General features: G+C 33.9%; 11 protein-coding genes. 2 read left to right on the top strand and 9 right to left on the bottom strand.

From position 1 onward, the window contains the following. Position 1: 1 nt before the first annotated feature. The 7 genes from BP92_RS0113840 to fahA form a co-directional block, all read right to left on the bottom strand. Positions 2-1,144 carry an ABC transporter ATP-binding protein gene (locus BP92_RS0113840; protein ID WP_026726564.1) on the bottom strand — a complete coding sequence of 381 codons (1,143 nt, stop codon included), beginning with the start codon at positions 1,142-1,144 and terminating at the stop codon, positions 2-4. Between the two features lie 3 nt (positions 1,145-1,147). Continuing rightward, the gene (locus BP92_RS0113835; protein WP_026726563.1) at positions 1,148-1,708 is read right to left on the bottom strand and encodes a GNAT family N-acetyltransferase; all 561 of its coding nucleotides are present in this window, start codon (positions 1,706-1,708) and stop codon (positions 1,148-1,150) included. Positions 1,709-1,727: 19 nt separating this feature from the next. Further along, positions 1,728-2,336, bottom strand: coding sequence for a DUF2238 domain-containing protein (locus tag BP92_RS0113830; protein ID WP_026726562.1), 609 nt, complete (start codon positions 2,334-2,336; stop codon positions 1,728-1,730). Next, positions 2,337-2,840 (bottom strand): DUF4199 domain-containing protein, encoded by a 504-nt coding sequence (locus BP92_RS0113825; RefSeq protein ID WP_026726561.1) that lies wholly within the window; start codon positions 2,838-2,840, stop codon positions 2,337-2,339. 38 nt (positions 2,841-2,878) lie between these two features. Beyond that, positions 2,879-4,123: an MFS transporter gene (locus BP92_RS0113820; protein WP_026726560.1), complete on the bottom strand. Its 1,245-nt coding sequence runs from the start codon at positions 4,121-4,123 to the stop codon at positions 2,879-2,881. A 150-nt stretch (positions 4,124-4,273) separates the two neighbouring features. Beyond that, positions 4,274-6,877, bottom strand: a complete 2,604-nt coding sequence (gene clpB / locus BP92_RS0113815) for an ATP-dependent chaperone ClpB (protein ID WP_026726559.1) — start codon at positions 6,875-6,877, stop codon at positions 4,274-4,276. Positions 6,878-7,157: 280 nt separating this feature from the next. Further along, positions 7,158-8,444: a fumarylacetoacetase gene (fahA, locus tag BP92_RS0113810; RefSeq protein WP_026726558.1), complete on the bottom strand. Its 1,287-nt coding sequence runs from the start codon at positions 8,442-8,444 to the stop codon at positions 7,158-7,160. A gap of 112 nt (positions 8,445-8,556) precedes the next feature. Between fahA and glyA the strand changes: the two genes are divergently transcribed. Continuing rightward, complete coding sequence (glyA, locus tag BP92_RS0113805) at positions 8,557-9,831, top strand: serine hydroxymethyltransferase (RefSeq protein WP_026726557.1); 1,275 nt, start codon at positions 8,557-8,559, stop codon at positions 9,829-9,831. A 69-nt stretch (positions 9,832-9,900) separates the two neighbouring features. On the opposite strand, the gene BP92_RS0113800 is transcribed toward glyA, so the two are convergent. Further along, a complete protein-coding gene (locus tag BP92_RS0113800; RefSeq protein WP_026726556.1) occupies positions 9,901-10,926 on the bottom strand; it encodes a M28 family metallopeptidase in 1,026 nt (341 codons plus the stop codon). A 265-nt stretch (positions 10,927-11,191) separates the two neighbouring features. On the opposite strand from BP92_RS0113800, the gene BP92_RS0113795 reads away from it, so the two are divergent. Next, positions 11,192-11,821, top strand: coding sequence for a hypothetical protein (locus BP92_RS0113795; RefSeq protein WP_026726555.1), 630 nt, complete (start codon positions 11,192-11,194; stop codon positions 11,819-11,821). Between the two features lie 12 nt (positions 11,822-11,833). On the opposite strand, the gene BP92_RS16475 is transcribed toward BP92_RS0113795, so the two are convergent. Continuing rightward, positions 11,834-12,098: integrase core domain-containing protein (locus BP92_RS16475; RefSeq protein WP_084329784.1), on the bottom strand; the 265-nt coding region annotated here is incomplete at its 5' end.

Raw genomic sequence — 12,098 nt, 5'->3', positions numbered from 1 at the left:
TTTAGTTCACAAAAAAGCGACGGGTTGAATTTGAAATATTTCGCATATAAGTTAAAGGAACCGATTGATTAACAACCGTTTTCATAAAATCATTTATGCTGATGTTTTCTGGGAAAGTTGCAATAAAAGTTCCGCCATTTTGCTCTAATGAAATGATTTCCAAAGCCACAAATGCTTGTTTTAGTTCGCTCAGATTTAATGAGCTTTCAAATTCAACAATACAATTTTTATTAGCTTCATTTTCGGCTAGTAAATTCTTTTGTGCGCCACGTTTCAAGAAAACTACCTGATTTGATGTTTTTTCTACTTCGTATAATTGCTGCGAACTCAACACAATGGCAATAGGTCTAAATGCTGAATTAGCAATGTTTCTAAAATCATCTAAAACGGTTTGTTGTGCTAAAATGTCTAGGTTTGCTAAAGGTTCGTCTATCAATAAAATTTTAGGTTTACGAAGTAACATTCGAGCCAATTCAAAACGCATTTTATAGCCTGACGATAAGTTGTTCCAAGAGTGATTTCTGAATTTTCTAAGACCTAATCGCGTGATAACAAGATTCACTACTAAATTGTTTTCTTCAGGTTTATAGCCGTAAGAACTAGCAGTAAATTCTAAATTTTCATACATAGATCCACGCCAAGTATCTGTTCGTTGAGGAATGTAAACCAATTTGGTACGCAAATCATACAAATCATCGTATTGAAATTGATAATTTATGCTTCCAGATGTTGGATGTAATTCACCACAAATACTACGTAATAAAGTAGTTTTTCCATTTCCATTTTCTCCAACTAAACCAATGATTTCGCCTGTTTTGATGTCTAAGTTTATCGGACCTAATCCAAAAGCCGAATTATAAACTTTTTGAAGATTTTTAACCGAGATAATCGTTTGATGGTCGTGACATTCTTTTGAACTCAAAAAGGAGTGAAGTTCGGTAAGTAAATTAGAAAGTTGACTTAATTTCTCAATTTCGTTATTTTCATTGTTGTCGTGCCAATCTAAAAAAGCATTTGTCTTTTGGTAAAGCGTAATATCTTCACTGTCTAAAGTAAAATCGATAATACGTTTGATTACTTGATTGTAATCTTTAAAATCTAAAAGTTCTTTGACTTCTCGAAATTGTTTTTCAAATTCGGTCATATATTATTTTATAAAATTTCGTTTTAACAAGCCATAAATTACGGTATCTGTAAATTCATTGTTGTAATAAAAGTTCTCTTTAAAATGCGCTTCTTTTTCAAAACCATTTTTTTGTAAAACGCGCTCTGATGCAATGTGTCTAGAATCAATAACAGCTTCAATAGAATGAAAATTTAAGGTATTGAAAGCATAATCTAATAGCGTTTTAACTGCTTCTGTAACATAACCTTTTCCGTTGTGTTCAGGTACAATCATGTAGCCTAATTCGGTTCTAAAATGTTCAGGTTGGGTTCTGTAAAATCCCATTAGTCCAATGCATTTATCGCTTCCTTTTTCGGTTACAGCCCAATTGATATCGAGATTTTCATCTATTTTATCGTTAATGATTTTGATGTGATTCAAGGCATCTTCAATATTTGTAGCGAGTGGTCTCGGAATAAATTTCATGGTTTCAGGATTGCCTCGAAGTGCTAAAATTTCTGGAGCATCTTCATTGGTTAGCTTTCTAAAACGCAAACGTTCCGATTCTAGTATCGGAAAAGGAGAGAAGTTGAGTTGTAACATTTTTATAGTTTGTATTTTTTTATTGAGTTTGAAATTGCTCTTGAATTGCTTTGTCTTGTTTTTTCCTAAAGAAAATCAGCATACAAATGGCACCAATGGTTGCATACAGCATATCCGATTGTGTGTCCCAAATATAACCTTGTGTTCCTAAAAATGCGTCGCCACCTTCACCAGTTGATAATGAAACACCCCATTCTAACCATTCGTAAGCTGCACTTATTGCTAAACAAACTGCAACAATGATGAAGTTGAAAAAACTCTTATTAGAAATAACATTTTTACGAATGAATAATTCTCGCACAATCATAGCAGGAACAAAGCCTTGAGCAAAATGCCCAACTTTATCGTAGTTGTTTCGAGTTTGATGAAACGTTTCTTTTATCCATTCAAAAGGCGGAACTTCTGCATACGTATAATGCCCGCCAAGGAATAAGATGTAACAATGAATGAGAATAAAAAAGTACGTAAAATTCGTAAATTGAAAACGCTTAAAGGTAAAAGCTAAAATTGCGAATCCAATAATGGCAGGTATAACCTCTAAAAACCAAGTAAAATATTCTTTTGGACAAATTCCAGAAATTAATAATCCGACAAAGAATAATAGAGAATAAAGTTGTAGTTTTTTCATTTAGTTAATTTGCTTTTTCTTTAAAATTAAAGCACTTATTAACGAAAATATAATTCCTAATGGTAATATTTCCATATAAGTTAATAATATAACCATAATTGGACTTTTATACATTTCTTTGAAGGAATTCATTTCTTCGGTTACTTTAGCCACTTCATCTGGACTTGCTTTTGCAATAGCCATATCTGTATAATGTTCTGCAAAATTTGGGAAGAAATTATAAAAGATAATTAGCCAAACTACCACATAAATAGTTGAAATAATTAATGTTATCCAAAAACCTGTTAGGAATGCTTTTCCAAGAGAAATGAAACCATTGTTTGTATCTCGTTGTTGTTTAACTCCTAATACCACAAAGATGAAAGCAAGAAGCATTCCAGCAAAACCAAAAAACATGCTTACTTCTTTTTCTGGATTTGCTTTCATATAGAAAGTAACAGATAACAATAGTGCAGTAACAATACTACTTCCAAATAATCCGTTTTTTAAAACAATTTTGTTCATAATGACTAGTTTTGGTTAGTTAATCAAATTTAATGAAATTATTCAATGAAATCTAAATCTTTATTATGGGTTTCTGAAATAGTTAGGGTAGAGTAAATGCCTAACCCAAAAGCAAAGAAACCCACTATGGCAGCTGCCGTTATAACTCCATTATTGACCTTTAAACCATCAAAAGCTAATAACATCACAGGAACTAATCCGCGTACCATATTTGGAATAGTGGTGGTTGCGGTACTTCTAATATTGGTTCCAAATTGTTCTGCACCAACCGTAACAAACATGGCCCAATAGCCAGTACCTAATCCTAACCAAGCACAATAGAAGTAGTACATGTTTTCCGATTTTGTTCCGCCGTAAAGCATTAAAACAACTCCTATAATGGTGAATAACATCATATAAAAAATCGCTCTTTTTCGAGAATGTAACCAATGCGAAATAAAACCACTTGCAAAATCTCCAATAGAAATTCCTACATAAGCCCACATAATCGCTTTTCCCGGCTGAATATTCTCAATTCCCATAACTACAGCAAATTGATTCGCCATAACCGCTAAAATTCCGATGCAAAACCAAGTAGGTAATCCAATGGCAATGCATTTCATGTATTTTACGAAACGATTCCAATTGGTAAAAAACGAAAAGAAATTTCCTTTTTTGATGTCTGAATCATGTTTGATGTCGTTATAAATTCCAGATTCAGCGACACTGATTCGCAACACTAAAAGCATTAATCCTAATCCGCCGCCAATGAAATAAGCTATTGTCCAATCACCCGCTAATTCTACTGTTAACTGAGCCACTACGGCTCCAAGCAAACCAAATCCTGCGACAATTGAAGTTCCAATAGCACGCAATTGTTTGGGTAACGATTCGGATACTAAAGTAATTCCAGCACCTAATTCGCCTGCTAAACCAATACCTGCAATGAATCGTAACCATGCGTATAACATGGTTTTATCTTCAACAGGAAAATGAGGCAAAAATCCGCAAGCAATATTCGCTAAAGAATACACTAAAATGGAACCAAACAAAACGGAAAGTCTTCCTTTTTTATCGCCCAAAACACCCCAAAGAATTCCGCCTAATAATAATCCAACCATTTGATAATTCAGAATTAGGGTTCCAGCCGTATCCACATCTAAATTCATATCTTTTAAGCTGGGAACACGAACAATTCCAAAAAGTAGTAAATCGTAAATATCTACAAAGTAGCCTAAAGCCGCTACAATTACAGGAAACGATAATAAATGTTTTAGTTTTTCATGGGTTGAAAATTCTTTCATTGGGTTGCATTTGTTTCAAAAATAGAAAAATAATTGGTTATCAGATAAAAAAAGAAACACCGATTCAAAATTGAACCGGTGTTTCCCAAACTAAAACAAACTTAACCCATTATAAACCCCTGGATTGTGGGGATATTTTATGAATTGGATTTAGTTTACCAACTCACTTTGATTTCTAAATACTAATTGGCCATCGAAACTATCTAAAAGAATAATGCTATCAGTAGTCACTTTTCCAGCTAATATTTCTTTCGAAAGTTGGTTCAACACTTCTCGTTGGATTACTCGTTTTACTGGTCGCGCTCCAAATTGAGGATCGTATCCTTTTTCTGCCAAATACGCTACCGCTTCTGGAGTGGCATCCATAGTAATGTGTTGTTGTGCTAACATTTTAATCACACTTTTCAATTGCAATCCAACAATTTCTTTAATGTTTTTATCGGTTAACGGTGTAAACATTACGATTTCATCGATACGGTTGATAAACTCAGGTCGAACGGTTTGTTTCAATAAGCCTAAAACTTCTGTTTTTGCCGCTTCGGTTGCTGCTTCAATTCCACCTTTTAAATTCTCGAATTTTTCTTGAATAATTTGACTTCCCATATTCGAAGTCATAATTATAATCGTGTTCTTGAAATCCGCCACACGACCTTTGTTATCGGTTAATCTACCTTCGTCTAAAACTTGTAATAAAATATTAAACGTATCTGGATGTGCTTTTTCAATTTCGTCTAGCAATACTACAGAATACGGTTTTCTTCTTACTGCTTCAGTCAATTGTCCGCCTTCGTCATACCCTACATATCCTGGAGGGGCACCAACTAATCTACTTACCGCATGACGTTCTTGATATTCGCTCATATCAATTCGGGTCATCGCATTTTCATCATCGAATAGATATTCGGCTAATGCTTTTGCTAATTCGGTTTTACCAACACCTGTTGTTCCTAAGAATAAGAACGAACCAATTGGTTTTTTTGCATCTTGTAAACCAGCACGACTTCTTCTAACAGCATCGCTTATCGCTTCAATTGCTTCTTCTTGCCCAACTACTCTGCGATGTAATTCATCTTCTAATTTAAGTAGTTTTTCTCTTTCACTTTGAAGCATTTTAGTAACTGGAATTCCTGTCCATTTGGCTACCACTTCTGCGATATCGTCATGCGTAACTTCTTCTTTGATTAGAGAATTACCAGCTTGATTTTCTGCTAATTGTGTTTGTAAAGCATCTAATCGTTCTTGTGCTTCTTTTATTTTTCCGTAACGGATTTCAGCCACTTTTCCGTAATCTCCATTTCTTTCGGCTTGTTCGGCTTCGATTTTAAAATCTTCAATTTCTAATTTTACCGCTTGTATGTTATCTACAACATCTTTCTCTGATTTCCATTTGGTGAAAATTTCGTTGCGTTCTTCTTTTAAATTCGCTAAATCTAAACCAAGAACTTTTAATTTAGTTTCATCATTTTCACGTTTAATCGCTTCAATTTCGATTTCCAGCTGCATGATTTTTCTATCCAAAACGTCTAATTCTTCTGGTTTTGAATTGATTTCCATACGCAATTTTGAAGCCGCTTCGTCCATCAAGTCAATCGCTTTATCTGGTAGAAAACGATTTGTAATGTAACGTTGTGAGAGTTCTACCGCAGCAATAATTGCATCGTCTTTGATACGAACTTTATGATGTGCTTCATATTTTTCTTTGATACCACGTAAAATCGAAATCGCACTTTCAGTATCAGGTTCATCGATATTTACTTTTTGGAAACGTCTTTCTAACGCTTTGTCTTTTTCGAAATATTTTTGATATTCGTCTAAAGTCGTCGCTCCAATCGCACGTAATTCACCACGAGCTAGAGCAGGTTTTAAGATGTTAGCTGCGTCCATAGCACCTTCGCCACCACCAGCGCCTACTAAGGTGTGAATTTCGTCAATGAAAAGAACAATATCACCTTCGGCTGAAGTAACTTCTTTTACTACGGCTTTTAAGCGTTCTTCAAATTCCCCTTTATATTTCGCACCCGCAATTAAGGCGCCCATATCCAAAGAATAAACGATCTTATCTTTTAGATTTTCCGGAACGTCGCCATCTACAATTCGATGTGCTAAACCTTCAGCAATAGCTGTTTTACCAACACCGGGTTCTCCAATTAACATCGGATTGTTTTTGGTACGACGAGTTAGGATTTGTAACACTCTACGAATTTCCTCATCGCGACCAATAACAGGGTCTAATTTGCCAGTACGTGCTAATTCGTTAAGGTTTTTAGCATATTTGTTCAAAGAATTGTAGGTTTCTTCTGCTGATGCTGAGGTTACGCGTTCTCCTTTACGTATTTCCGCAATCGCACTTTCTAATCCTTTTTCAGTAACTCCTTGGTCTTTTAGAATTTGGGCTACTTTACTTTTCGATTTGAAAATAGCTAAGATTAAATGTTCGATAGAAACGTATTCATCGTTCATTTTTTTAGCAATAATATTAGCTTCATTTAAAGCGGTTGCTGCTTCACGAGAAAGCATGATTTCGCCTCCCGAAACTTTAGGGAAACTTTGTAATGTGCTTTCTAAAACTTTTTTAAATAACTCCACATTTACATTCAATTTTTTTAGGATGAATGGAGTTACGTTTTCGTCGACTTCCAATATACCTTTGAAAATGTGTTCATTTTCTAGTTGTTGGTGTCCGAATTCTTGTGCAAGTTGCTGTGCTTGTTGCAATGCTTCTTGCGATTTAATAGTTAAATTTTTTAAGTTCATTTTTTTAGTTGTTGTCGAGTTGGGGATTCGTTTTTATTTTCAATTTAATGATTTTGAAAGGAGTACTGCAATTGGTATTCCAATGCTTAAATCAAGACAAAATGACTGATAAAACTCCGAAAACCATATAAATTTACGACATAATGTCTTAAAGTGTGGCTAAAATTCAATTTTTTTGATAAAATGTCGTGAATAATCGATGAATGAAAATGGGAAAGTTTTAAGCAAAAAAAACTCCGAAAATAACTTTCGGAGTTTCTAATATTTTAGGGTTTAATTTTTAAAATTTCAAATCAATAGCAGGTAACAATTTACTTGAAACTTCTCCAAAACCAATTCTTAAATTTCCTTTTTGACAATATCCTCTCACAATAACGGTATCATTATCGTTGATGAATTTACGTTCAGAGCCATCCTTCATTTTTAATGGTTTTTGTCCGCCCCAAGTTAACTCTAACATCGAACCGAAAGAATCTTCTGTTGGTCCAGAAATGGTTCCACTTCCCATCATGTCACCTGAATTTACTCTACAACCATTTATGGTATGATGTGCCAATTGTTGTGCCATTGACCAATACATGTATTTAAAGTTTGAACGTGAAACTACAGTTTCTTCTGAATTTTCAGGTTTGATTAAAACTTCTAAATTGATGTCAAATGCTTTTTCTCCTTTTTGTTGTAAATAAGGTAATGGCTCTGGTGATTGCTCAGGACCTTTTGTTCTAAAAGGCTCTAAAGCATCCATGGTTACAATCCAAGGTGAAATTGACGAAGCAAAGTTTTTCGCTAAGAAAGGTCCAAGTGGAACATATTCCCATTTTTGGATATCACGCGCACTCCAGTCATTAAATAACACCATTCCGAAGATATGTTCTTCTGCTTCTTCAACAGGAATTGGTTCGCCCATTAAATTCGCATCAGTAGTAATAAAAGCAGTTTCTAATTCGAAATCCACTAATCTTGAAGGTCCGAAAACTGGAGTTGTTTCTCCGTTTGGTAAAGTTTGTCCATACGGTCTGTGAACAGGAATCCCAGATGGCACAATCGTAGAACTTCTGCCGTGATAACCTACAGGAATGTGTAACCAGTTTGGTAACAACGCATTTTCTGGATCACGGAACATTTTTCCTACGTTTGTAGCGTGCTCTTTTGAACTGTAAAAATCGGTGTAATCTCCAATTTGAACCGGTAAAAGCATTTCGATATCTTCTACTTTAAAAATTACAACTTCTCTGTGATTTTTATTGTCTCTTAAAGTTGGATTGGTTTCATCGAAAAGTTCCGCTAAGCGATTTCTTACCAAACGCCATGTTTTTTTTCCGTCAGAAATAAAATCGTTTAGAGTGTCTTGCATGAACATATCGTCTGTAAGTTCAATACCTTCAAAATATCCTAATTGTTGTAAAGCACCCATGTCGATGGCACAATTTCCAATTCTTGTTCCAATAGTGATTACATCCTCTTTTGTAATGAAAACACCAAAAGGAATGTTTTGAATCGGGAAGTCACTATTTTCAGGAACTGGAATCCACGATTTTCTATTTGGGTCGTTTGCTATATTTGGCATAATTGTATTGTTAGTTTGTTGTTGAAAAATTATGAATCAAATATAAAATTATCTAGCAATGTAACAAACCTTTTTCGTAATTTTGACCTAATTTTAACGAATATTTATTGCAATGCAACGCGACGAACAAATTTTTGACCTAATTCTTGATGAACAAGACAGACAAATTCACGGAATTGAATTAATTGCTTCTGAAAACTTTGTTAGCGACCAAGTAATGGAAGCAGCAGGTTCATGTTTAACCAACAAATATGCTGAAGGATATCCTGGTAAAAGATATTACGGAGGATGTGAAGTAGTAGATATTGTAGAACAAATTGCAATTGACAGAGCAAAAGCTTTGTTTGGTGCTGAGTATGTAAATGTACAACCTCATTCTGGTTCTCAAGCCAATACAGCAGTTTTTGCAGCATGTTTAAAACCAGGTGATACTATTTTAGGATTTGACTTATCTCACGGAGGTCACTTAACGCATGGTTCTCCTGTGAATTTCTCAGGAAAATTATACCGTCCAGTATTTTATGGAGTAGAAGAGGAAACAGGTGTTTTGAACTATGACAAAATCCAAGAAATTGCTTTAAGAGAAAAACCAAAAATGATTATCGCAGGAGCTTCGGCTTATTCTCGTGATATGGATTTTAAACGTTTCAGAGAAATTGCAGATAGCGTTGGTGCTTTATTGCTAGCTGATATTTCACACCCAGCAGGTTTAATTGCTAAAGGTTTATTGAATGACCCAATTCCACATTGCCATATTGTAACAACAACTACTCACAAGACTTTACGTGGTCCAAGAGGAGGAATGATTATGATGGGGAAAGATTTTGAAAACCCTTGGGGATTAACTACTCCAAAAGGAGAAATCAGAATGATGTCGCATGTTTTAGATATGTCGGTTTTCCCTGGAAATCAAGGCGGACCTTTAATGCATATTATTGCAGCTAAAGCGGTGGCGTTTGGAGAATGTTTAACAGATGAGTTTTTCCGTTATGCTATGCAAGTGAAGAAAAATGCACAAGCAATGGCAGAAGCTTTCAATAAAAGAGGTTATAAATTAATCTCGGGTGGTACAGATAACCACATGATGTTAATTGATTTAAGAAACAAAGGAATTTCAGGTAAAGATGCGGAAAACGCACTAGTAAAAGCTGAAATTACGGTGAATAAAAATATGGTGCCATTTGATGATAAATCACCATTTGTTACTTCTGGTATTCGTGTGGGAACTCCAGCAATCACAACTCGTGGATTGGTGGAAGAAGATATGGAAACAGTTGTAGCTTTAATCGATAAAGTATTAATGAATCACACTGATGAAGCTGTTTTAGAACAAGTAGCGGAAGAAGTAAATGATTTAATGAGCGAAAGAGCAATGTTTGTATTTTAATTTCAAACAAAATTCAATAAAAAACTCCTGACTAATCATCAGGAGTTTTTATTTTTAAGAAGTTCAGGATTATTTCCCGTCTCTGTCTACTTTTATTTTTTCTGGACGATTTGCTAATTCCCAGGCTAAGGCAAAGGCTAATTGTGCACGTTTTGCTAAAGCATCGTATTCAATTTTGTCTGGAGTATCACTTGGTAAGTGATAATCTGCGTGGATTCCGTTGAAGAAGAAAATCGCTGGGATTCCTTTTTTTGCAAAGTTATAATGGTCAGAACGGTAGTAAATTCTCTCAGGATCTTTTCTATCGTTGTATTTATAATCCAATTCTAATTTGGTGTATTTAGCATTAGCTTCTTCGTTGATTGTGTGAAGTTCACTACTTAATCTATCAGAACCAATTACATAAATATAATTATTTGTTCCTGGATGAAGTGTATCTCTTCTTCCCACCATATCAATATTAATATCGGCAATAGTGTTGGCTAATGGGAATAAAGGATTTTCAGAATAATATCTAGATCCATGTAAGCCATGCTCTTCACCTGTAACGTGTAAAAATAAGATTGAACGTTTTGGTCCATGACCTTTTTTCTCTGCTTCTTTGAAGGCTTGTGCAATTTCTAATAAAGCAACAGTTCCTGAACCGTCATCATCAGCTCCGTTGTAGATTTCTCCGTTTTTCATACCAACGTGGTCGTAATGAGCTGAAATAACTAAAACTTCATCCGGCTTTTCTGAACCTTTAATGAAAGCCCAAATGTTTTCTGAATCATTTAATTTAGGAGCAAATCCTCTTTTCATGAATTCGGAAGGTACTTTTTGATAAAAATCAGTCGCTCCAGGAGGAAAACTGATGCCCATTTTTTTGTATTCGTTAATTAAATACTCACCTGCTTTTTTTTGTCCAGGTTCACCAGTGTTTCTTCCTTGCATTTCATCACCTGCAACAATGTATAGGTGTTTGCTTAGTTCTTCTGCTTTAATTGTGTTAATGTAAGTGCCTGCATCTGCTGGTTTTTTTTCTGTCATTTGAGCTGAGGAGCAGCTTGTAAGAAACAAGGTTAAAACGGCACTTGAAAAAAATATTTTTTTCATAGAAATAGGTTTTGTTTGGTTGAAAGTTATAACAAATATAAGAGTTAGTAGCTTAATTTGATTTTTTATTACACAACAAGTTTAAAATATTTTAAAATTTAACAACCTATGGTAATTATTGTTTTAAATATGGGATATTAATTTCACTAATCATAAAAAAAATCAACAAATTTTGTTTAAGATGTTATGGTTTTCGTTTTTTTTCTTATATTTAAAATAATATATTTGCTACTATTCAAATTGCTTAAAAATTGTTGAAAAGAAAATGGGAAAAAGCTACCTCAATTTTAGTGCTTTATTGTTGCTTGTATGCGGATTTTACTCTGTTTCATTTTTTGCGCAAACTCCTGAAAAGCATAATTTGATTGGTGAAGTTGAAGAGTTAATGTATTCTAATCCTAATCAGGCTGTTAAAATTGCTCAACATTTATTGAGTACCCCAATTATTTCTGAGGAAGAAAAGGCTAAAGCTAATTTGTTAATTGCTAAAGCATATTTAGCAAAAGGTGATTTGAGTGCTTGTTTAAAGTCTTTATTTCAAGAAAAACAACAGCAAAAATATTTAACAATACCCGAAAAAGCAGAGGTTGAACTTTTAAAATCAACAATCTTAAGATATTTGTGCTTGTATAAAGAATCTGAAACTGAAATTACGAATTGTGATTTATTAATAAAAAATAATTCTAATGATGTTACTTCAGATTCAAATGCCTTTTTGCTAATTGAAAAAGCAAAGCATAAAATGATGTTAGAAAAAATTGATGAGGCTATCAATGTATTAGATGGAATAAAATTAGATGATAAATCCAATTCAGAAGTTAAACTTTGGAAATTTATTACATTAGGAAAACTTCATCTTGATGTACGTCTTCAAACTAAATTGGACTTTTGCTAAGAGAGTATTTAGTTAATAATTCAAAGATAAAAGATTTTTTTGATTAGTTGTTAATTTTGATTTTTGGTACTCATTTCTTCGGTTTATAATAGCCATTTTCTTTAATCGTTCACGTTCTTTTAAAATTAATTCACCTCTTCCAAAATACACGTCTGCAGGAGTTAAGTTGTTTAATGATTCATGATAGCGTTCATTGTTATAACGATAAACAAACTTTTCTAAAGCAGCTTCTAATTCTTCTGGAGCGAAGTAATTATCAAGTTTTACAACATTTTTC

This window comes from Flavobacterium sasangense DSM 21067, assembly GCF_000686885.1.
Lineage (GTDB): Bacteria > Bacteroidota > Bacteroidia > Flavobacteriales > Flavobacteriaceae > Flavobacterium > Flavobacterium sasangense.
The sequence above is the reverse complement of the archived record's forward strand: the minus strand, read 5'-3'. Positions and strand labels throughout refer to the sequence as shown.

Coding starts and splice junctions, on each gene's coding strand:
- BP92_RS0113840 (WP_026726564.1), bottom strand. CDS start 1,144: ATGACCGAATTTGAAAAACAATTTCGAGAAGTCAAAGAACTTTTAGAT.
- BP92_RS0113835 (WP_026726563.1), bottom strand. CDS start 1,708: ATGTTACAACTCAACTTCTCTCCTTTTCCGATACTAGAATCGGAACGT.
- BP92_RS0113830 (WP_026726562.1), bottom strand. CDS start 2,336: ATGAAAAAACTACAACTTTATTCTCTATTATTCTTTGTCGGATTATTA.
- BP92_RS0113825 (WP_026726561.1), bottom strand. CDS start 2,840: ATGAACAAAATTGTTTTAAAAAACGGATTATTTGGAAGTAGTATTGTT.
- BP92_RS0113820 (WP_026726560.1), bottom strand. CDS start 4,123: ATGAAAGAATTTTCAACCCATGAAAAACTAAAACATTTATTATCGTTT.
- clpB (WP_026726559.1), bottom strand. CDS start 6,877: ATGAACTTAAAAAATTTAACTATTAAATCGCAAGAAGCATTGCAACAA.
- fahA (WP_026726558.1), bottom strand. CDS start 8,444: ATGCCAAATATAGCAAACGACCCAAATAGAAAATCGTGGATTCCAGTT.
- glyA (WP_026726557.1), top strand. CDS start 8,557: ATGCAACGCGACGAACAAATTTTTGACCTAATTCTTGATGAACAAGAC.
- BP92_RS0113800 (WP_026726556.1), bottom strand. CDS start 10,926: ATGAAAAAAATATTTTTTTCAAGTGCCGTTTTAACCTTGTTTCTTACA.
- BP92_RS0113795 (WP_026726555.1), top strand. CDS start 11,192: ATGGGAAAAAGCTACCTCAATTTTAGTGCTTTATTGTTGCTTGTATGC.